This window comes from Pseudomonas sp. MUP55, from assembly GCF_034043515.1.
Taxonomy (GTDB): Bacteria; Pseudomonadota; Gammaproteobacteria; order Pseudomonadales; family Pseudomonadaceae; genus Aquipseudomonas.
The window spans coordinates 2,201,318-2,221,846 of the sequence record NZ_CP138214.1; the positions used below are offsets into that span (position 1 = coordinate 2,201,318).

General features: G+C 60.8%; 16 protein-coding genes. 5 read left to right on the plus strand and 11 right to left on the minus strand.

Going from position 1 to position 20,529, the window contains the following annotated elements; all coding sequences use genetic code 11:
- Position 1: 1 nt before the first annotated feature.
- The 11 genes from SC318_RS10035 to tssB all read right to left on the minus strand — a co-directional run bounded on the left by SC318_RS10035 (position 2) and on the right by tssB (position 12,823).
- On the minus strand, positions 2 to 1,351 hold the full coding sequence (locus tag SC318_RS10035; protein WP_320430644.1) for a DUF2169 family type VI secretion system accessory protein: 1,350 nt from the start codon (positions 1,349 to 1,351) through the stop codon (positions 2 to 4).
- Complete coding sequence (locus SC318_RS10040; RefSeq protein ID WP_320430645.1) at positions 1,333 to 3,372, minus strand: type VI secretion system Vgr family protein; 2,040 nt, start codon at positions 3,370 to 3,372, stop codon at positions 1,333 to 1,335. Before SC318_RS10040 ends, SC318_RS10035 begins: the two co-directional genes overlap by 19 nt.
- A gap of 77 nt (positions 3,373 to 3,449) precedes the next feature.
- The gene (locus SC318_RS10045; RefSeq protein WP_320430646.1) at positions 3,450 to 3,962 is read right to left on the minus strand and encodes an Hcp family type VI secretion system effector; all 513 of its coding nucleotides are present in this window, start codon (positions 3,960 to 3,962) and stop codon (positions 3,450 to 3,452) included.
- Between the two features lie 103 nt (positions 3,963 to 4,065).
- The gene (icmH, locus tag SC318_RS10050) at positions 4,066 to 4,911 is read right to left on the minus strand and encodes a type IVB secretion system protein IcmH/DotU (RefSeq protein WP_320430647.1); all 846 of its coding nucleotides are present in this window, start codon (positions 4,909 to 4,911) and stop codon (positions 4,066 to 4,068) included.
- Complete coding sequence (gene tssK, locus SC318_RS10055; RefSeq protein ID WP_320430648.1) at positions 4,904 to 6,250, minus strand: type VI secretion system baseplate subunit TssK; 1,347 nt, start codon at positions 6,248 to 6,250, stop codon at positions 4,904 to 4,906. The genes icmH and tssK overlap by 8 nt, the downstream gene beginning before the upstream one ends.
- 37 nt (positions 6,251 to 6,287) lie before the next feature.
- Positions 6,288 to 7,637 carry a type VI secretion system lipoprotein TssJ gene (tssJ, locus tag SC318_RS10060; protein ID WP_320430649.1) on the minus strand — a complete coding sequence of 450 codons (1,350 nt, stop codon included), beginning with the start codon at positions 7,635 to 7,637 and terminating at the stop codon, positions 6,288 to 6,290.
- Positions 7,634 to 8,656: a type VI secretion system baseplate subunit TssG gene (tssG, locus tag SC318_RS10065; protein ID WP_320430650.1), complete on the minus strand. Its 1,023-nt coding sequence runs from the start codon at positions 8,654 to 8,656 to the stop codon at positions 7,634 to 7,636. The genes tssJ and tssG overlap by 4 nt, the downstream gene beginning before the upstream one ends.
- Positions 8,620 to 10,386 carry a type VI secretion system baseplate subunit TssF gene (tssF, locus tag SC318_RS10070; protein WP_320430651.1) on the minus strand — a complete coding sequence of 589 codons (1,767 nt, stop codon included), beginning with the start codon at positions 10,384 to 10,386 and terminating at the stop codon, positions 8,620 to 8,622. The genes tssG and tssF overlap by 37 nt, the downstream gene beginning before the upstream one ends.
- Before the next feature lie 7 nt (positions 10,387 to 10,393).
- Positions 10,394 to 10,810, minus strand: coding sequence for a type VI secretion system baseplate subunit TssE (tssE, locus tag SC318_RS10075; RefSeq protein WP_320430652.1), 417 nt, complete (start codon positions 10,808 to 10,810; stop codon positions 10,394 to 10,396).
- Entirely contained in the window at positions 10,811 to 12,289 is a 1,479-nt protein-coding gene (gene tssC / locus SC318_RS10080) for a type VI secretion system contractile sheath large subunit (RefSeq protein ID WP_320430653.1), read from the minus strand.
- Between the two features lie 30 nt (positions 12,290 to 12,319).
- Complete coding sequence (gene tssB, locus SC318_RS10085; protein WP_320430654.1) at positions 12,320 to 12,823, minus strand: type VI secretion system contractile sheath small subunit; 504 nt, start codon at positions 12,821 to 12,823, stop codon at positions 12,320 to 12,322.
- Positions 12,824 to 13,219: 396 nt separating this feature from the next.
- Here tssB and vasI point away from each other — a divergent pair, with 396 nt between their 5' ends.
- From vasI to SC318_RS10110, 5 genes are read left to right on the plus strand one after another with little or no spacing between them, the layout of a single operon-like run.
- A complete protein-coding gene (gene vasI, locus SC318_RS10090; RefSeq protein WP_320430655.1) occupies positions 13,220 to 13,816 on the plus strand; it encodes a type VI secretion system-associated protein VasI in 597 nt (198 codons plus the stop codon).
- Complete coding sequence (gene tssA, locus SC318_RS10095; protein WP_320430656.1) at positions 13,804 to 15,222, plus strand: type VI secretion system protein TssA; 1,419 nt, start codon at positions 13,804 to 13,806, stop codon at positions 15,220 to 15,222. Before vasI ends, tssA begins: the two co-directional genes overlap by 13 nt.
- Positions 15,223 to 15,227: 5 nt before the next feature.
- A complete protein-coding gene (locus SC318_RS10100) occupies positions 15,228 to 15,497 on the plus strand; it encodes a hypothetical protein (RefSeq protein WP_320430657.1) in 270 nt (89 codons plus the stop codon).
- Positions 15,494 to 19,129: a type VI secretion system membrane subunit TssM gene (tssM, locus tag SC318_RS10105; RefSeq protein ID WP_320430658.1), complete on the plus strand. Its 3,636-nt coding sequence runs from the start codon at positions 15,494 to 15,496 to the stop codon at positions 19,127 to 19,129. Before SC318_RS10100 ends, tssM begins: the two co-directional genes overlap by 4 nt.
- A gap of 51 nt (positions 19,130 to 19,180) precedes the next feature.
- Positions 19,181 to 20,503, plus strand: coding sequence for a hypothetical protein (locus tag SC318_RS10110; protein ID WP_320430659.1), 1,323 nt, complete (start codon positions 19,181 to 19,183; stop codon positions 20,501 to 20,503).
- The last annotated feature ends 26 nt before the right edge of the window (positions 20,504 to 20,529 follow it).

Below are 20,529 nucleotides of genomic sequence, written 5' to 3' on the forward strand. Positions count from 1 at the left end.
GTCAGAGCGCCTCCCTGGCTGCGCGCTTGATCAGCGGTGCATTCGGATCGGTTTCAAAGCGCGCTTCCAGCACGCGGATGTCCAGGTCATTGGGCAGGCTGATGCGATGGGTTAAGGCCAATGTCATGGCCTCGGTATCGATGCGCAGGGTGTCGGTGAGCATCGGCAGCGGCAGCATCGCGCCGTTGCGCAGGCGCATCAGAACAAAGGCGCGATGGCCGGGCAGTTCGACGCATAACGTGCCGTCGGGCGTGAGCGCCGGGTCAGTCAAGTTGAGCAGTTCAAGGCGAAATGCCGGAGGTGGAAACTCGATCTGCTGATCGGCCGGTGCACCGTTCCAGTAACCAAAGTCAGAATCCGTCGGCAGCCCCGGCCAGCGTTCCCGCTGCCACGCTTCGTCGTAGGATCCGGCGAGCGGTAAACGAGGCGCCCAGGCGCGGCCCAGGATGCCAAATCCCGCAGGCTGGTTTTTGTAGTTGGCCGCGATCTGCGCCATGCCGTTGGCATTGAGTTCACCCTCGGGGTGTTTGGCCCGTTCCAGGCGCCACACCGGTTTGTCGATGGGCTCAATCTGTGGCGCAGGAAGTTCGCGCAACGGCTGGTCCAACTGATAGCCGAGGTCTTCCTCGCGCTTTTCGATCCAGCCCCGACCCAGCGGGTTGCTGTAGCAGACTTCGTTGAGCAGGTAGGGCGGGGTGTTTGCATCAACCGCATGCTCGGGATTGAGCACCATGCTGCTACCGCCGAAGGCATATTCCCAGCGCAACGGCACCGAGGTGGCCGGTTGCGGTTCGGTCAATTGCCAACCCCCGAACAAGCTGTGGCGGAAATGCCGAGGGCCAGTGAAATTCAGGTACTTGTCCAGCAAGTAATGGCGTGTCGGCGCGTTGGCCCGACGCCTAGCAGCCTCTTGGCGGGCGGCTTGCCATGCGGCCAGTTGATATTCGGTCAGCCGTTCGCCGGGGCTCAGCGGCGTCGGCAGCGGCACGTCAACAGGGGGCAGAGGCGGTACTGGCGCACTGATGCGCAGGCCAGCAGTCCAGTGTGTGGTCGGTTGGCCTTGGGGCGCATAAGCATTGCCGACCACGATCACATCACAACGTGGCTTGAACGGCGCCAGGTCGCTTTCTTCGCAAACGCTGCTAGATCCTTCCTCGCCGTAATAGGTGTCGCCGGTGCACAGTGGCAGCGGATCGTCGTCCAGCACTTCGGCGCGAAACTGCCCCGTATGCCCGTCAATCGAAAGCAGCCGATAACCCACCTTCATGACCAGCACCGGGTACTCTTGATCGTCCACGCCCAGCGCGCTGAAACACAACGCATCGAAGGGCGTCAGGTTACGAAATTCCATGACAGCCCCTCAGTTGATATCCACATCTTTGCCGTTGATCTGCACCGCGCCGCTGGCGGAGAATCGAAGGTGCGGCCATTGATCAGCACGGTGCCGTCGGATTTCATTACCAGCGTGGATTTGCCCACCGTGACCTTGAATTCATCCCCGGCATCGATGCTGAAACGCTTGCCGACCACCACCGACTTGTGGATACCGACCTGCTCGCTCTGGCTCAGGCCTACCGTGGTGTTCATGGCGGCGCCGACGCTGGTCTGATACGCCGCGCCAATGGTCAGCGCCTTGGCCAGACCGATGGTTTCGGCTTTGGCCAGCTTGATGGTCTCGGCCTTGTTGCCGCCGATGGTCACGCTACGGTTGGCACCGATGCTGATGGTTTCGTTCTGGCCGACGTCTTCGGTGCGGTGGTCGCCGATGGACACGGTTTCGTTGTGTTCCACCCGTTCTTTGCGGTCATTGCCGACGAAGATGCCGTTGTTGTTTTTGATATGAACGTTCTTGTCTTTCTCGGCATGGATAAACACCTCCTCCTGGCCCAGCTCATCTTCAAAGCGCAGCTCATTGAAGCCTGAGCCCTTATGAGTACGGCTCTTGATGGTCATCCGCGTCTTGTGCTTGGGCAGCTCGTAGGGCGGCAGGTTGGTCTCGCGGTAGGTGCGGCCCGTGGCAATAGGCTGATCAGGGTCGCCGTCCAAAAAACTGATGATCAGTTCCTGATTTATCCGCGGCACCGCCATGGCGCCCCAGGTCGCCCCGGCCCAACCCTGAGCCACACGAATCCAGCACGAACTCTGATCGTTGTTTTTATCCGAGCGGTCCCATGGGAACTGCACCTTGACTCGGCCCCATTCATCGCAATAAATCTCTTCCCCTGGCGGCCCGACCACCGTGGCGATCTGCGGGCCGTCGATGCAGGGCTTGTCGCGCAGTGGAGCCTTCCACTCGGAGGTCCAGCGGATGGCGCTGGCTTTCAAGGTGTAAGAGGTACCGAGGCCACTGCCGAACGATTCCTCCTGTAGGCTGGTGTGTTGCTTGCCTTCGTGCTTGATGGCTATGGTGCGCCAGCGGTCATTGAAGTCTTCACGGGGATGTTCGTTCAGGTCGAACGCCAACCCCGGTTGCAGACGTTCATCGTCGCCTTCCAGCTGGGCCAGCTTGGCGTCGTTGCGCAGCGCAGCGAGGCGGGTCTTGGTGAAGGGCTTGCCGGCGATATCACGCTTGTAGCGGCCAGGGTAGTCGTAGCGTTCGTAGTCCTTGTGCTGGTTATTCAAGTCCTGGTCGCCGGTGGCGGTGTGCTGCTGGTTGTAGCGCGGGTGGGTGAAGGTGTAGTCGCGCTGTACCTGGCGCGCAGTACGCACCTGTTCGGTGTAGTGGAAGCGGTTCAACGCCGGCTCTTTGGAATCACCGCCACTCATGGGTTGGTAGATCACCGGGCAATCGGTGTGGGTGCCGATGGTGCCCAAGCCGCCGACGCGGTCGGTGAAGACCAGGGTGTGGCCGTCGGCGCGGTGTTCGAAGGTGTAGAGCAGGCCTTCTTCGGCGGCGAGGCGAGCGATGAAGTCGAGGTCGGTTTCGCCGGCTTGTACGCAGTACTCGCGGGGTTGGTGTTCGAAGCAGATTTCGCTGCGCAGGTCGGTCAGCTTCTGCTCGGCCAGGATGCTGGTGATGATGTCGGGTACGTTCTGGCCCTGGAAAATCCGCCAGTTTGAACGTAGGTCGAAACGCTTCAGGGTCGGCTCGACCACGGCGGTGTAGCGGGTACGGCGAAAGCCGGTGTTGCCCTGTTGGAACAGGCTGACCAAACCGTGGACGTAACGCACCGGGGTGTCATTGCGCCAGATGGTGAACACTGCCGCCAGGTCGAGCATGCGGTAGAAGTCGATGGCCGGGTGGTGGCTGACCAGCTCCAGTTCAAGTTTGAACGGTTGAGAGAGGCCTTCTTCGAGGGTGAACGAAACCACCTCGAAGGGATCGCCCCGCAGCGGTTCGAAGGTGTAGCGCAAATCGCTTTGGCGAGGCATGAAACCTCCTTGATGTGCGTCCAGGTCAGTGAGTATTCCGCCGCGCAGCGGCCCGTGCGGCGGAACGTGCCGGTTGCTTAAGCTGGCTTGCGCCAGTCATCCGAGGCCTCGGTGCCGGCCACCACGTGGGTCCAGCTGACCTTGCGATAGGCCAGGCTGGTCTTGATCAGCTGGGTGTAGTTTTCGTTGCTACTGTTTTGTGCATGAGGCAGCACGGTGTGGATCGCCACGACGGTGGCGTCTTCCAGTTTTGTGGTGAAGAAGTGCTCTTGCTTGCCGTCTCCCGAGGTACGGAACCACTTCACTTCAACGGTCGGCAGCATTTCGCCGGTGGCCAGGGCCTGGTAGAGCATGGGTGAGGCTTTGCTCAGGGCGCTGGTGAAGGTCAGCGGTTTATGCACGCGCTGGCCGGCGGGCTGGCCGCTTTGCGGGTCGGTAGGTGTGGTGATCTGATGGTCGATTTCCTGTGCGAGGATTTCATCCTCGTGGCCCTCCACATAAACGTTGCCCACCGAATCCGCAGTGAACGCGCCTTTGGTGATATGCCCCTGGTTTTTGCCGTGGATGCTGATGTACGCGGGTGTTGGCATGACAAGCTCCTTGTCGCGATGGTTGAGCGACCACGCGGTCGCGGTGTATGGCCCAAACGGCCATGGCTTTGCAGGCGCTCGGGATGAGCGCGCTGAAATTCGGTTACAGGTGCAGCACCCGCTCCAGCGACACCAGCACCTGCTGGGTGATGGTGTTCAGGCGGATGGAATAGATCGTGTAGGCCAGCGTCAGCACGACGGCGGCCATGGCCCACGGCGTCCACAACGGCCAGGCGCGTTTGATCCGATAATTGCGCGGCGCGACGTTGGCCAACGGGTCGGTAAGGCGCTTGGGTGTTTCACCCCGTAGCGGGCGCAGCACGCCGTGCAGTTGGTTGATGATTTTCTGAATTTCCTCATCACCCTTGGCATGGGCGCCGTATTTGCCCCTGAGGCCGGAGATCAGGCACTGGTACATGAACTCCAGCACGTGTTGATACCTGGCCGCTTCGGGGAGCATGTTGTTCATGATGGTGAAGAATTTTTCGCCGCCTCGGGTTTCGCCGTGGAACTGGCTGAGCAACGAGCGCGCGCTCCAGGTGGAGAGCCGGCCCCAGGTGGTGCGCATCACCACCTCATCCACCAGCAGGCACAGGCTGTAGGAGTAGGCCTTGAGCATGCCGGCGTCGTAGTCGAGCTGGCGGACTTCTTCCATGATCGCGGTGATCTGGTTGCCAACGCTTTGATACAGCGCCGGTACGTCGTCGTGCTTGTCCAGCCGGCGCAGGCGGATGACCAGGCCGATCAGGGGCGTGGCGGCGTCGCACAGCGGATTCCAGGCCAGGCCGCGCATGTCGAATTCAGGGTCGGCGAGCAGCGCGGGCGGCTTTGGCTTGTCCAGCTCCTCAACGGGGGCCGGTTTTTTGTTGCCGGTCGCCTGTTGCAAATGGCTCAAGAGCTGCTTGTTGTCCGCAGGTGGCGTGGTTTCGGAAGGCGTTGCTTCATTCATCTCGCTCACTCCTGATCGCCCAGAACTGCAACTCCAGCTCCGGGAATTCACCGGCAATATGGAAACCGAACCCGCTGCCGCTGCTCAGGCTTTGCCAGGCCGGGTGATGGCGATCGAGTTCGAAGTAGCTGAAGCCGGCATGGAACGGCAGTTGCCGTGGCGCCACCGGCAATGGCCGCAGTGGAATACCGGGCAGCTGCAGGCTCACCAGTTGCTCCAGGCCTTCGGTGGAGCTGATCTTGATCTGCAGGGGCAGTTGGTGACGCAGCGTCTCCGTCGGCAGTTCGGCGCGCACAGCGAGGATGAACTCGGCGTTCTCCAGCAGGCGCTTGTCGTTCAATGCAGCGCTGCGCACGCCATACAGTTGCTCGACAATCGGCAGCGACACCGCACGCGGTTGCAGCACCGTGCCCAAGGCGCGGCGCAGAGTGTGTTCCAGGAGCTGGAACGACTCGCGTAGGTTGTCGTGCTGGTAGGCCGGGTATTCCTGGGGCAGGTGGCCTTCATCGGTAAAAGTCACCAGTTCGCCGCAGGCCTGGGCCAGCGCGATGTACAGCCGTTCCGGGTGGACCTGGCGCTGGCGAGCCAGGTGCTGGAACAGCGGAAACAAGCGGTTGAGGGTTTGCAGCAGGTTGAAGTCGGTCACGTCGGCCACCCCCGACTGTCCTGGCGACCCGATGCGCTGGGCCAGGTTCCTGGCTCGCTCGCGCATCAGTCCGGCCACTTCGCCCAGGTAGCGGTGCAAGGCTGGCACGGCTTGCAGGGACAGGCTGGTGGGGTAGAAGTGCTCGTCCATCACCAGGCTGCCGTCCGGACGTTTGTCCTTGATCCTGCCGATGGCGATACAGGTAAAGGCGCTGCGGTCACTGCGCTCCAGCATCAGTTGCAGGTTGGGTACGGCCAGGTCCATGCCGACCTGATCGCCGTCATCGCTGTGGGTGTCGCGAATGTCCTCGCGACGGGCGATGTAGCGGCTGTTGCCGTACTGGTCGGGCCAGCGCACTTCGAGGGCGCCGTTGGCGCGCAGCGGCAGGGCCAGGTACACGATCTGGTTGACTGCGCTGCTGGCGGCGATTTCCAGCGGGGAGGGCGGCGCCAGGTCATGGGGAATATCGAACACACTGCCGTCGGGCATGACCCCGCGCGCCTGGGTAATGGCGACCTTGCCGAAGCTCAGGTATTCACTGTTCAGCGTCAGCTCGCTGAAGCCATAAAGCGCGTCGTTGAGGCTGTGCAGGCGCTGATGCACGGCGGCTTCGGCGGCGCGGGCCTGCTGCTGGAAGTGCTGGGGTTTGACGAACAAACCTTCATGCCAGATAACGGCGTTGCGTGAACTCATCGGTCATTACTCCGGGCAAAAGTGAATGAAAAAGACGTCATCGGGTTTCTCCCTTGAGGCTGACCTGAGCAGCGTCCAGCTGCACCAGTACCGCGTACTGGCGACCCTTGGGCTCGACGCGCAGGCGCTGTTTCCACTGGCTGGCGTCGCTGCTGTGGTAGTTGGCGATCACCGCGATAAAACGCGTGTCTTCATCCAGCGCGCGCAGGTCGATGAATTTGAATTGGCCCGGGTTGAGCAGGTAGTCGTCGGCACGGATATAGGTGCTGGCCAGGGTCTTTTTCAGGTCATCGGCCAGGGCTTGGGGGCTGGCGTTTACCAGCAGCGAGTCGTCGGTGAGTTGCAATACCTTGAAGGCGATCGGCGTGGCGACATGCTGCATGGCCGGGTTGCCCCACGGTGTGGTGAGGCTTACACCGTGAACGTCGTAGTCACCCAGCAGCGCCTCTTCGAGGGGCGACATCGGCACTACCGGGGCCGGCTCTTCGCTCAGTGGCGACTGAGCCGGCACGCTTTCGTAAAGGTGGCTGAGCAGGGTTTGCACTTTGTCCGTCAGCGCCTGGGGGCTGGCGGCCTGCACATTGAGTGTGTAGGGCGAGTGGCTCGCATCCTCGACCGGTGCCGTGCCGGTACTGATCAGGCGCGGGTTGACGTTGTCGCTGGCGTACAGGCTCAGGGAGTAGCGGCTGGGCTGATCGTCGGGACCGCCTACCGGGATGGAGGGCGTCCAGATCACCTGACCGATCTTGCCGAGCATGGTGCAGCCGCCGAGAGTGAGACAGGCCAGCAACAAGCAGCCCAGGCGTAAGTTGCTCAGTAGCCTGGCGGTGCGTTTGGGCATAGCTTCGCGAACGTCTGCTGGCGGTGGTGGTGGCGCCTTCGCCTTCATCGCCCGCAGCGGGTCGCCTTGCTCGAACACGTCAACGGGTTGGCAAAGACGTTCGAATTCCGCGCACGTAGCAGGCCGCGGATCAGGCAACGAAAGCTTCGGCAAATCCTCAAGGCGCCAGGCTTGCATGCCTTCCTGTTGATCGCTGAACAGCTCGTCGAGTGAGCGCTGGCCCGGGGCGCGCTCGCCCAACTGCACCGCTACGCGATATGCGCCAATCTGCAACAGGTCGCCCTCGTTGAGGCTCACCGCAACATTGCGACCCAACGGCAAATCATGGCCGTTGGCATAGGTGCTGCCACTGCGATCAATCACGCAGAAACGCCCCTCCACGACCCTGATTTCACAGTGGTTGGGCTGCACGCTGTGGTGACGATCATCCAGGCGCCAATCCGCAGCGGCGCTGCCGATGCTGCCGCCCTGTGGACCGAATCGGTGAAGGGGCAAATATCCGTGCAGCAACTGCGCAGGATTACTGATGACCAGCGTCAGTTTCATGCGCGCCCCCGAATCCGCACGACGGCGTGATGGCGGTGTGGCCGGTGTTCGATGAAGCTGGTCCAGCCCAGGTGAGTGCCGCCGTCGCGTTGCAGATTGAAGGGCGGTACATCCTCTTCGCGCAGCCCCAATTCCAGGTCATAGGCGGTGACGTCGCGCAGCAGGAAATCCATCAACTGACGCAACCGCCCGAATTGCTCGCCGCTGGGCAAGAACTGCCGGAAACGTGCCTGGGTCAGGTTGGGAATGACGAGGGTGAACTTGCTGGCGCGGGTTTTGCTGCGCTCGCCTGCCACAAAGTCGCAGCCAAGGGTGCCGTTGGCCTTGCCCAACACCATGCGTTGACGCTGCGGCAAATTCACCGAGCGCATCTGGAATTCACGAACGTGCACCCCGTGCAGATCAAAGCAATGCTCGACAATGCCGGACACCACCGAGGGCGAACGGCTGCGGCTGGCGATCAACCCGGCAAAGCTCAGCAGGCGACCCCATGGCAGCGGCGTGGCGCCACGCAGGTCGTTGTCATTCAGGCCGAGCAGGGAGAAAACGTAGCGCGAAAACCGGTCGCTGCCCTCGGCCTGGAAGCGGATGTAGTAACGGTACTTGCGCCAGCTGCTGTGCAGCAGGTTCAGCAGGCGATGGTTGAAAAAATCCATGAACGCCGGTCGAATTCCGCGTTCCTGGGCCTGCTCGTAAGCCAGGCGGTCCAGGTAATAGCCGGGCAGGGGCGAGTCGGTGCCGTGCAGGCCGAAGAAACTGGTCTGCAAGCGGTAGCGCACTGCTTCGCGGTCCTCTTCAATGCGCGCGGCCAGCACCACGTCGGATGCCGGAAAACCCAACCTCGCATGGCTTTGCAGGCGGACACGACGGCGCGCCGCCGCGCTCAAGGGCTGCGCTTCCAGGTCGTCGCCATGCAAGGCATGCAGGTGCTCCAGCAAACGGTGAAATGAGTAGTTGCGCGCGTCTGCCAGCAGCACGTCGGCTAGATCACGGGTTGTCTGCCGGTCAACAGGGGCCATTCGTAGCACTCGTTGTTAGTGGTATTGGTCACTTCCAGGCGATGGAAGGAGTTGATGCTTGCGTACAGGGCGAAGAAGTGCGAAAGCACGCTGCCGAACAGGTACAGCTCGCCTTCGCAGAGAAAGGCGTCTTGGTCCAGTTGCAAGCGGGTCTGCAAACCGCGCACCGGCTGACCCTTCATCAGCCAGTCGATGGGAGCGGTCACGGCGTCGTGGATGCCATTGAGGCGTTTGCGGGTGGCGCGGGCCTGTTGCACGTCATGCAAGGCGGCAAAGTCATAGGCGCGAATCACCGCCTTGAGCGGCTCGGCCGACAGCAACGACAGGTAGTTGAGCGACAGGTTGGAAATCAGTGTCCAGTGCAGACTCGCATCCAATACCGGCCGGTAGCTGCGCGTCGGCGCAATCAAGTTGGTGTAGGTGGCAAATGACGGCGTGACCTCGGTAGACAGCGACACATCCCCAACGCCCAGCCTTAGCGGCAGGTCGCGGTTGCTGCAGGTCAGTTCGATAGACGCCGCTTCATGTTCGCCGATGTACAAGCTCTCATCGCCACGCACGAAGGCAATGCGATGGCGCAAACCCTCGCGGCCATGGGACTGCTCGATATGTGTGCGGAAATACAGTGCTGTACGACCCTTCGCATGTTCGATCTCATGCTGAAATGACTCGAACGAGGTGAAGCGCCGCAATGGGTCGCCGGTGCGCTCCTTGTCGCTTGCCGCCCAGCCGGCCACCTGGTCGACACTGAAAATCTCATACGCATCGTGGCGCTTGCCGGCGGGGGTGATACGGCGTTCCTGGCTGCGCCCGTCCAGCATGATGGGCTCGGCATCGTGGCAAAACAGATTGACGGCGGGCGCGCAGAACAGGTGAAGATCGCTGGTGCGCAGGTGCGTATTGACCGGCATCGGTCGCGAGAACTGGAACTCGAAACGAATCTGCCCGGTGCTGACGGCCGGCCAGACCCTGGCAAGCCCGGTCAGGCTGAAAAAGTGAAACCGCTGCGCAAATACAAAGTATTCCTGCAGGATGCGGTAGCCGTCGAACACATTGCGCGGGTAGGGCAGCAAGGCCTCTTCGGCGGTGAAACCGGGAAAGCCCAAGTCGTCGGGGTTCAGCCGGTAAGGCGTTTTGTCGACGTACAACGTGACGCTTTTGAGGTAATGGGCCAGCCACAGGTAAAGGGTCAGTGCGGTGGCAGTGTCGCCGCCCAGGTGAAAGTCCAGTTGATCGCACTCAAGGCTGTCGAGCGGTTGCTGGGTCAATACGTTTAAATCGATGCGCAGTGTCGAGGCTTCACGGCTGTGGGCATCGCTGACGCCCTGCAATGCCAGGGGGAACAGATTGACGTCGGTGCAGGTGCGAAACTCGCAGGAGATGCCGTCCACGGGATGGGCAAACAGCCGCGTTCCCTTGGGAATCAGCTTGCGTTGACTGATCGCATCGGGTTGCGGGGTAAAACGGATGATGGTTGCGCTGGGCAAAGGGCGCAGGTAGTTGGGCCAGAGCATCTGCAGCAGCGGATGAGTCAGCTCCGGCAAATCGTCGTCGATTTTCATGCCGAGCTTGGCGGTGAGGAAGGCAAAGCCTTCCAATAGCCGCTCCACGTCCGGGTCGCCAGCCTGGTCGCCAAGAAATTGCGCCAGTTGCGGGTTGTCTTCGGCGAATTCGCGGCCCAGTTCGCGCAGGTAGCGCAACTCCTCGGCAAAGCGTTGTTTCAAGTCCATTGCAACCTCATTTCACGCGGGTGTAACCGTCGCGGCCGTGCATGGCCACCTCGATCTGCACCTGTTCTTCCTTGTGGTTAACCTGCACCTGGCAAGCCAGGCGAAAGTTCAGCTCCAGCGGCAGGTCCGGGTCGGGCTGATAGTGCACACCCGTGACCTTGATGCGCGGTTCGAATGCCTCCACCGTGCGCCGGATATCGGCGCTGATGGCCATCACCAGATCACTGCTGGCCTGGGTGACGCCGTTGAAATCGCGCAGCCCCAGTTCAGGGCTGCTTTGCGAGCAGCCCTGGCGTGAGTTGAGCACCTGTTCCAAATGGCGTTTGATTGCCTCGACACGCTGGCGCGCCTGTTCATCCGCGCTGCCGGGGTGGTGGCGCGCGGCATCGGGTTCCAGGCGCTCGAACAGGCTGGCACCGCCCACTTACTGGGTGTCCAGCCGACCGACCAGCGAGATTTCGAAGTTGGCGCCCATGTACTTGAAGTGCGGTCGTACGGCCAGCGACACCTGATACCAGCCCGGGTCGCCAGCCACGTCCTGTACGATGATTTGCGCGTCACGCAACGGGCGACGGCTGCGTACATCGGAGGATGGGTTTTCCTGGTCGGCAATGTACTGCTTGAGCCAGGTGTTGAGCTCGCGCTCCAGATCCTGGCGTTCCTTCCAACTGCCAATCTGTTCGCGCTGCAGCACCTTGATGTAATGAGCCAGGCGGTTGACGATAAACAGGTACGGCAGCTGGGTGCCCAGCTTGTAGTTGGTCTGGGCTTCCTGGCCTTCGCGGGTCTTGGGGAAATTCTTGGGTTTTTGCACCGAGTTGGCGGAAAAGAACGCCGCGTTGTCGCTGTCCTTGCGCATGGTCAGCGGAATAAAACCGGCTTCGGCCAGTTCGAATTCCTTGCGGTCGGAAATCAGCACTTCGGTCGGAATCTTGGCCTGCAACTGGCCGAGGGATTCGTACAGGTGCACCGGCAGGTCATCCACCGCGCCGCCGGATTGCGGGCCGATGATATTCGGGCACCAGCGGTAGCGGGCGAAACTGTCGGTAATGCGCGAGGCCATCAGGTACGCGGTATTGCCCCACAGGTAGTTGTCATGATTGCCGTCCACGGTTTCGTCGTAGCTGAAGCTGCGGGTCGAATGGTCTTCGGTGCTGTAGGGCGTACGCAGCAGGAAACGCGGCAGGGTCAGGGCCAGGTGGCGGGCGTCTTCGGACTCGCGCAGGCTGCGCCATTTGGTGTGGCGGGGGCCGTCGAAAATATCGCTGATTTCCTTGAGGTCGGGCAGGCCCTGAAAGCCCTCCAGGTTGAACAGCTCGGGTCCGGCCGCCGAGACAAACGGTGCGTGGGACATGGCGCCGATGGACGCCACATAGCTGAGCAGCTTGATGTCCGCCGAACCAGGGCCAAACGTATAGTTGCCGACGATGGCGCCCACCGGTTCACCACCGAACTGGCCGTAGCCAGCGGTGTAGACGTGCTTGTACAGGCCGCTGCGGGTGATGTCCCCGGCGTTGTCGAAGTCGTCCAGTAACTCTTCCTTGGTGACATGCAGCATTTCGAGCTTGATGTTCTCGCGAAAATCAGTGCGATCCACCAACAGTTTCAGGCCGCGCCAGGCCGACTCCAGTCGCTGGAACTGCGGCTGATGCAGGATCACGTCCATCTGCTTGCTCAACGCGCGATCAATCTCGGCAATCATCTGGTCGACTCGGTGTTTGTTGATCGCGTGCTGGTGATCGCCGCTGTGCAGGATCTCGCTGATGAACGCCGCCACGCCCTGGCGGGCTACGGCATAGCCTTCATGGGAAGGACGGATGGTGGTATTGGCCAGCAATTGGTCGAGCAAGGACGGCTGTTCGTCATTGACCAGCACGTGCGCAGCAGCACTTTCCCTAGGCATGAGGGACACTCCATATGGACGTAAGAAAGATCAGTTGTCTGGCGCGTCAAGCACCAGGTTCAGTTCGCTCGCCAGGCGTTGGCGTGCGGTTTCATCGGTGAGCAGGGTTTGCAGATGTTTGCGAAAGGCCGGGACGTTGCCCATGGGGCCTTTGAGCGCAACCAAGGCGTCGCGTAGTTCCAGCAGCTTATTCAGTTCAGGTATTTGGCGAGCGACAGCGTCGGGGCCGAAATCGTTGATGTTTTTGAATTGAAGTTGCACATGCAAGTCGGCGTCGTGCTCGTTGTTCAATACGGACGGTACCGCCATGTCCAGGGCAACTTCGGCTTTGGTCAGCACTTCGTTGAAGGTGTCCTTGTCTATCCGAATGGATGGTCTGTCTTCAAGAGCGCTTAGTTCGCCGTGGCCTTTGAAGTCACCCGTGATCAATAACTTCAGCGGCAACTCGACTTCCGCTTGCTGATCACCCGTAGCCGGTACGTACTTGATGTTTATGCGCTCTTTAGGCGCGACGGAACTTTGAGACTTCGACATGGGAAACGTCCTTTTTTGAAGGTGGCGCTATTAAAAGTCCATATTTCATAAAAAGTCATGTCGGACGAAGTCGATTCGTTTCGTGGTCTCGGGATGTAAGAAATTTCAATGTTTGTTGTTTATGTTAGTGCGACGAAAATTCGTACATTACTTGGTTTTGATATCCGAGGGGGGCGTCTGATATTTGAGGCCTATGCAAAAAAACAGGTGCCTGCAACTTGCCTATTGGTTATTTGTACAAGTGCATACAAAGTTGCGGTGTTCGAGGGTGAGCGTTCACCTTGGTTCACTAATAATGAATATATTCGGGGGGACGCGTTAATGCGCAAAGGATGGCGACGTGGGCGTTGGGTCGGGAGCCTGGCAGCAATGCTGGTTGCACCGCACATACATGCAATGTCGACCGCACAGGATTGCCCGGCGATTGTGTCCCCGCTCAAACGCCTGGAGTGCTTCGACCTGGCGGCCGGCACACCCATCCACCACGCGCCAGCGCCGCCGCGCGCGCTGAGTCGGGTGCTGCCCATCGTTGACCTGGTGCAGCGCAATGAGGCCAGGCGCCCGCCCGAGGACCAGCGCTTTGTGTTGTCATCATTCCCGGCGCCGGACAACGCCCAGCCACCTCGGCTGGTTATCTCGGCCCCGGCCTTGGGTGCGTTGCCGCCCCGTCCTTATTTGGCCATCAGTTGCGAGTCGAACATTACGCGGCTGCAAGTGGTGCTGGATGAACCGGCCAAGCCCAACAAAATCCGCATTCAGCTGTTCAAGGACGAACGTCCTGTCGCGGCAGCCTATCAATGGCAGGTGCTGGACGACGCCGGCCTGGTTGTGGATGCCGGCCGCGGGCTGCAGGCGATTGCCCTGTTGCGCAACATGAGCGGTGGCCTGCGCCTGCGGCTGGAGAGCGACTATCCCCGGCTGCACGGTCTCGTATTCGACGCCGAAGGGCTGGGCGAATTGATTGAACAGGAGCGTCAGGCATGTCGCTGGTAATTGACGTTCCGGTCGATGTCGTCGAGCGTCTGCTGACCGCTATCGACCCCGGTCAGCCTGCCGGGCATTTCAATGTGGAGGACGAAACCTACCAGGCCATCGACCAGGAAATGGTCAAGCTGGGCGGGTTGCGCGAGAGCGATATCGACTGGCCCTACATTGACGAAGCCTCCCGCGAATACCTGGCGACCCAGTGCAAGCACTGGCGCATCGTCGTTCATCTGCAGGTGGTCTGGCTGCGTACCCGCCAATGGGCGCGCTGGGCCGATGCCCTAGGCCTGGTCGCGGGCATGGTCGAACAGTATTGGGACACCGCCTATCCAAAGCCCGGCCCGACCGGCTACCTGAACAAGCGCAAGCAGGTACAGCGCCTGCTGGAAGACCTGGGGCAGGTGCTCCCGGCCCTGGAGCGCAGCAGCTTTGAGCCGGCCTATCAAGCAGCGGCGCAACGGGCGCTGGTCAAGCTGCAACAATGCAGCGACAGCGCCAAGCTCGACGCCGCAGCACTGGACACGTTGCAACGGCAGTTGGGCAAATACAGCGAGCCGGTGGTTGCGAGCGCGCCTGCTCGGGCCACCACCACCAGTGGCGCGCTTGATTCGGCCTTGTTCTGCCGTCCAAAACCGCAACCTCCCGGCACCGAACGTGAACAGCGCCGCGCGGTATTGAACATGGCCGAGCAGATCAACCTGCAAGACCCTTACGACCCCACCGGCTACCTGTTGCGCCGCTTCGGCCTGTGGTCGCATCTGCGCACCGCACCCTCAATCACTCGCGACCGCCGCACCGAATTGACCGCCGTGCCCAAGGATATTGTCGACGGCTACCAGGACGCGCTGAGCCACAACGCCATTGATCCGAATCTGTTGCTGCGTCTCGAAAAAAGCGTCTGCGCCTCACCTTACTGGCTGCGCGGCAGTTACCTGGCAGCCCACGTTGCCTCGCGCCTGGCGATGGAAGAGGTGGCCGGCGCCATCCGCCAGGCCTGCGAGCGGTTCGTCTGCCGGCTGCCCGCCCTGCTGGAACTGTGTTTCAGCGAGGGCACCCCGTTTGTGGATGCGCAAACCCAGGCATGGATTACCGGCGCCGATCAGGCGCGATCCACTGGCAGCCCGGTGCAGGAATACGCTGGCCTGCGCGACGAACTGACCACGCAACTCAATACCGAAGGCGTGGAAGTGGTGCTGCTGCGCCTGCAGGCATTGCACGCTGCCCATGACGCCCCGCGGCAGCGCTGCTACGCCACCGTGATTGCCGCCGACTTGCTGGCATCCCGTGGCCTGTCGTGGCTGGCGGCTGACCTGTACGCCAACGTTGCGCGGTTGATGCAAGAGACCACTGCGCAGGGCTGGGAGCCGGAGTTGTATCGCAACGTGCAAGCCATTATCAGTGACACTAAGGACTAACCAGCATGGCCCGTCAAAGCGACCTGCGCTTCACCTTCGAACCGCTGCGGGGCGATTGCTTCGAAGTGGTTTCGTTCACGTTCGATGAAGGCTTGTCCCAGCCCTTCAAACTCGAACTGGAACTGGCCAGCCACAATGCAGCCATCGACTTCAATCGGGTGCTCGACCTGTCGGGGCTGTTCACCCTGCAAAAGGCGTCAGCGCGGGCAAAACGGATCATGTTCAGCCTGTCTGTGGGCGATGAACTCTATACATGCGTCAGGAGCGTTTCATGAAGACCGTCTGGAGTTACCTCAAGCGCTGGGGCATGCCGGTGCTGCGTCAGTTCAATCAGGCATGGCCGGCACTGGTGCTGCTGGGCGTGGTGTTCTTATTGATTGCTGTCTGGTGGTTGGGCCCGCAGTGGACCTGGCGGGAATATCAGCCGCTGGGTGAATTGGCAATGCGTGTGTCTGCCAGTGTCGTGGTGCTGGTGGTGCCGTTGCTGGTCTGGGCGTGGCGGGTGCGTGATCGTTACCAGCGTTTGCAACTGGAACGCCAGCATGAGGCTGCCGTACAGGCCGACCCATGCCTGCCCTATATCGAGGCGCAGGAGCGGGCGCTGGACCGTAGCCTGGGCAGCCTGCTGAACAACATGGAGCGCCGCCGTTCGCTTTATCAACTGCCGTGGTACCTGGTACTGGGCGAGGAAAATGCCGGCAAGACCAGTCTGATCACGCGTTCCAATCAGAGCTTTGCCTTGTCTCATGTGACCAGGGCCGGGGTCAGGGCGCATGAGCAAGAGCAACTGGCTTACCCTGTGGACTGGTGGATCGGCGACGAGGCCGTGTTAATCGACCCGCCGGGCGAGTTTCTCAGCCACCCGGAGCTGCAGGCTGATAGCGTCGAGCAGCAGGGCAAGGTCAAACCGGTACTGCCCGCTGGCGCTCACCCACGCCTCTGGCGGCACCTGCTCGACTGGCTGGTGCGCAACCGCAGCCGCCGGGCACTCAATGGCGTGGTGTTGGTGATTGATGTGCAGGCTCTCTTGGCGCAACGCCCCGAGCAGCGCAAGGTTCACGCCAATCTGCTGCGTACCCGGCTGTTTGAATTGACGCGGCAGTTGGGCACGCGTTTGCCGGTGTACGTGACGCTGAGCAAGTTCGACCTGCTGGAAGGCTTCGAAGAGTTCTTCGCCCGATTGTCACGTAGCGGGCGAGAAGACCTGCTGGGGTTCACCTTCAGCCTGGATGCAGTGGATAATTTCGATGCCTGGCTGGCGGAGCTGACGCGCCAATACCAGCGCTTTGTCGCCTGTTTGAGCGAACAGATTTTCGACGGCGTCAGCCAGGCGCGCGGATTGGATGAATGTGACCGCTTGCAGGCGTTTGTGCAGCAGATGGCAGGGCTGCGCCCGGCACTGTTGGGTTTTCTCAGTGAAATGCTTGGCAGTGATCGGTTCACCACGCCAGCCTTGGTGCGCGGGCTGTATTTCTCCTCGGTCCTGCAACAAGGCATCCTGAGCAATGCTTTCGTGAAAGAAGCAGGGCAGGCGTATCAACTGCCGCCACCGCCGCCTGAGGTGAAACCGGCCGGCGGCTCGGTCATTTACTTCGCGCAGCAACTCTTTCAGCGAGTGATCTATCCCGAAGCGGGCCTGGCGGGCGATAACATCAAAGTGGCCCGCAGCAAGCGGCGACTGCTGATCGCCGGGTTCGGCGTCGCGTCTCTGGGTTGTCTGGTGGCTATGGGTACCTGGCAATTTTACTTCAGCATCAATCGCGACAAGGCGGCCAGCGTACTGGCCAAGAGTCAGGAATTCAGTGAACGGGACATCGACGCCAAGGTCGACCCCACCGGTCGCAACCTGTTGCTGCCCCTGGACCAGATTCGCGATGCCGTGTTGGTCTACGGTGACTACCGCCAGGCGTGGCCGTTGTTGTCGGACATGGGGCTGTACCAGGGCAGGGCGATTGGCCCTACCGTGGACGAGGCCTACCTTAATCTGTTGTCCAAACGCTTCCTGCCGGCGATTGCCAGCGGGGTGCTCGATGCCATCGACGCTGCGCCCGCCGGCAGCCATCAGCAACTGGCGGCGTTGCGCGTGTATCGCATGCTCGAAGAGCGACCCAACCGCCGCCCGGCGATTATCGAGGAGTGGGTCGCCAAACAATGGCAGCGTGCCTATCCGGGCCAGGGCCAGTTGCAGGCCGATCTGATGGGGCACCTGGGCTACGCACTGAAATACGCCGACGCCGACCTGCCGCATTACCGAGAGCGTATTACACAGGTGCAGCAGCAACTGCGCCAGTTACCCATGGCCGAACGGGTCTATATGAGTCTGAAGCAGGACGCCCTGGAGCGTTTGCAGCGCCCGCTGGACCTGCGCAATGAGATCGGTCCGGCGTTCGACATTGTCTTCCGCCCGCTCAACACCGATCAGGAGGGCAGCGGTTTGCAATTGCCGCCGCTGCTCACTGCCAAGGGCTTCAAGGACTACTTCGAGCCCGGCACCGAGGGCATCATCGACCAGGCAATGATTGACCAGTGGGTTGTCGGCCAACGGCAACGCCTCGACTACTCGGCCGAAGACCGCAACGTGCTGACCCAACGTATTCGTGCCCTGTATAGCGCGGATTACGTGGACAACTGGCGGCGTGCCCTGAACCGGTTTGCGGTCACTGACTTCGACGACCTCGGCCATGGCGTAGCCGTGCTGGAGCAAGTCACCGGCCCGGCCGCACCGCTGCGACGCTTGCTTGAAACCGTGCGCGACAACAGTGTGATCTATCCGGCCGCGCCCTTGATCGAGGGGCAAGCACCGCTCGCTTTGGACAAGGTCTCGGAAGGTCAGCAACAAGCAGCCGGGATTCGCCGCGCGTTTTCCAGCCTGGCCGAACTGATTGCCACGCAAGGCGAGCAGCCGTCCTACTATGAAGAAACCTTGCGCGCGGTCGGCGCCGTCTATGACTATGCCAAGGCCGTGCACGACAATCCCGACCCCGGTAAGGCCGCCCTTAAAGCCGTGCTCAACCGCTTCTCCCTGGGCGGTGCCGATCCTATCGCCAACCTGCAACGGGTCGCCGTCGGCCTGCCCGAGCCGTTGAATCAGCAAGTCAAAAAGCTTGCCGACCAGACTTCCCAGGTATTGGTGATTGCCGCCCTACGCGAGCTGGAGAAGCGTTGGGACAGTGAAATCTACAGCTTCTACCGCGAGCGTCTGGCAGGGCGTTACCCGTTCAAGGCCAATGGCGAGGATGCGTCACTGGACGATTTCGAAGCCTTTTTCGGCCCACAGGGGCGCCTGCAGCAGTTTCACGATCAGTACCTGAACGTGTTTCTCAAGGACAACCTCGATGCGCTTTACTCCGACAGCCTCGGCGGCTACCTGGTACGCAGTGACGTGCTGGAACAGTTGAAAAAGGCCGAACGCATTCGCGACACCTTCTTCAACCATCGCGGTCACCTGGCGGTTCAACTCACCATCGAACCCCTGGCCCTCAGTGCCACCCGCCTGAGCAGCATGCTCAGTGTCGACGGCCAGTTGATCCCCTACCAGCACGGCGCTGCGCAACGCACCGGCCTGGTGTGGCCCAACAGCCTGGGCAACTCCAACGGCAGCCAACTGACCCTGGTACACAGCACCGGTAACACCGCCAGCCTGAGTTATCGCGGGCCGTGGTCGTTGTTTCGCCTGCTCAGCCGCGGGCATCTCAATGGGCGTACCGACACCAGCGTGGACCTGACCTTTTCAGTTGCTGATGGGCTGATGCGTTATCGGATTGGAGCGCAGAAGGCGAACAACCCGATTACCCAGCGCAGCTTTGAAGGGTTTGTGCTGCCCAGGACCTTGTTGCAAGAGCGCCGATCAAAGAAAGACCCGGCAGGGAATGTCGCTGCAATAGCGTCCAGCGATGAACGCAAATGAATCAGCGAATGCTGGGTACAAAGTAGACACTCGTGAAACAGGACCGTTTACATGGCAATCAAGCTGCAAATGCTGACACAAGACCCGAAAGAAATTGAGTTGATTGAGCGGTACTGGGCTGTCGATGAGTCAGGGCGATACCTTGAAAAAGTCAGTGCTCTGACGGGCATTATTGAGATGGCCAAGGGCATGACACTGGCCAGCTTCATACGCCAGCGTTGCAATGCGTTCGATGAAAATCAGGTGTGCCCCCAATGCGCCGAACTGGTTGAAATCAAAAGTCGCTCCGAGGCAACAAAGGTCCCTCAACGGTTTCCTAAACTTTGTACGCTCTGTCAGGACGACCAGGACGCGATTGCGCTTGAGGTTAAAAAGGCCAGAGCTGCGGAGCTTGAACGGCAGTTGGCCGAATACGCCAGCAAGCAGTCGACCCGAACGGTGGACTATTCAATGTTGCCGGACAATCTGGTCCTGCTTCTCTTGGCGTTGGACAGAGCCATTAACCCGAGATTGACCCATGGCGGCTTCACCCTGGGTGATTGTCGAGGGCTGGCACCTCGGTATGCTGGCGACTTTATCCTGCAACTGCGTGAGGCTGGGCTCCTCCTCGATGACCCAGGCAAAGCGAGTCCGGGCACTTACTATTGGGAGGGCGACGAGATTTGGATGTCGCGTGACCAAGTGGTTTACCGCTTGGCGCCAGATGCTGCATCGAGAAGTGCGGACGAGGTCATTCGGAGCCTGCGGGAAAGGGTATACACCGACGCTGATGGGCTCTTTAATCTGTGGCTGGATTACTCGGTTGCGGATGTCATGCGCTATGTGGGCAACCAATGTGCCCTTTACCACCACGACCTTGATGAGCAAGAACAGGAGGAGATCAAAAGCACCCTGCGCTCGGCATTGCAAACCTATAGTGTCTCGCAGCTCTGGTCAGTGGTGTGGAAGGTCGTCAGAGACGCCGCAAGTTTAGCCAATCGTGAGTACTACAATCGTCCTAAAGCGGCTGCGACGATACCCGGCAAGATTCGGCGCAATCTGGAGAAAGTGCAGCGAGACGCGATTGAACTCAAGGCATGGGGTCGCCCGGAGCAGCATTGCGCAGGCGCACTGGGTATGGTGCTGAGCGAGGTTTTGGGCGTTGATGAAAATACCTCAGGTCAGAGGGTCTCTTCCCTGGTCACCTGGCTCACAGGACAGGCATGTTCATCGACGCTGCAAGTAGCGCTTGACGAGCCGATACACGAATTGATGACGATGGCGTTGGCCCGCGACCTCGGTTCTTCAGTCATGGTGCGGTTCGCGGAGTTGATTCGTGGAGGCCATGACGTCGGTTTTGCCATTGAAGAAATTCGTGAGTCGCTCCGCTCGTAAGACGGGGCAGGGTGGTTTGGAGGAAA

What these genes read in the sequence shown, in the direction of transcription:
- SC318_RS10035 (WP_320430644.1), bottom strand. Translation starts at nt 1,351, where the DNA reads ATGGAATTTCGTAACCTGACGCCCTTCGATGCGTTGTGTTTCAGCGCG.
- SC318_RS10040 (WP_320430645.1), bottom strand. Translation starts at nt 3,372, where the DNA reads ATGCCTCGCCAAAGCGATTTGCGCTACACCTTCGAACCGCTGCGGGGC.
- SC318_RS10045 (WP_320430646.1), bottom strand. Translation starts at nt 3,962, where the DNA reads ATGCCAACACCCGCGTACATCAGCATCCACGGCAAAAACCAGGGGCAT.
- icmH (WP_320430647.1), bottom strand. Translation starts at nt 4,911, where the DNA reads ATGAATGAAGCAACGCCTTCCGAAACCACGCCACCTGCGGACAACAAG.
- tssK (WP_320430648.1), bottom strand. Translation starts at nt 6,250, where the DNA reads ATGAGTTCACGCAACGCCGTTATCTGGCATGAAGGTTTGTTCGTCAAA.
- tssJ (WP_320430649.1), bottom strand. Translation starts at nt 7,637, where the DNA reads ATGAAACTGACGCTGGTCATCAGTAATCCTGCGCAGTTGCTGCACGGA.
- tssG (WP_320430650.1), bottom strand. Translation starts at nt 8,656, where the DNA reads ATGGCCCCTGTTGACCGGCAGACAACCCGTGATCTAGCCGACGTGCTG.
- tssF (WP_320430651.1), bottom strand. Translation starts at nt 10,386, where the DNA reads ATGGACTTGAAACAACGCTTTGCCGAGGAGTTGCGCTACCTGCGCGAA.
- tssC (WP_320430653.1), bottom strand. Translation starts at nt 12,289, where the DNA reads ATGCCTAGGGAAAGTGCTGCTGCGCACGTGCTGGTCAATGACGAACAG.
- tssB (WP_320430654.1), bottom strand. Translation starts at nt 12,823, where the DNA reads ATGTCGAAGTCTCAAAGTTCCGTCGCGCCTAAAGAGCGCATAAACATC.
- vasI (WP_320430655.1), top strand. Translation starts at nt 13,220, where the DNA reads ATGTCGACCGCACAGGATTGCCCGGCGATTGTGTCCCCGCTCAAACGC.
- tssA (WP_320430656.1), top strand. Translation starts at nt 13,804, where the DNA reads ATGTCGCTGGTAATTGACGTTCCGGTCGATGTCGTCGAGCGTCTGCTG.
- SC318_RS10100 (WP_320430657.1), top strand. Translation starts at nt 15,228, where the DNA reads ATGGCCCGTCAAAGCGACCTGCGCTTCACCTTCGAACCGCTGCGGGGC.
- tssM (WP_320430658.1), top strand. Translation starts at nt 15,494, where the DNA reads ATGAAGACCGTCTGGAGTTACCTCAAGCGCTGGGGCATGCCGGTGCTG.
- SC318_RS10110 (WP_320430659.1), top strand. Translation starts at nt 19,181, where the DNA reads ATGGCAATCAAGCTGCAAATGCTGACACAAGACCCGAAAGAAATTGAG.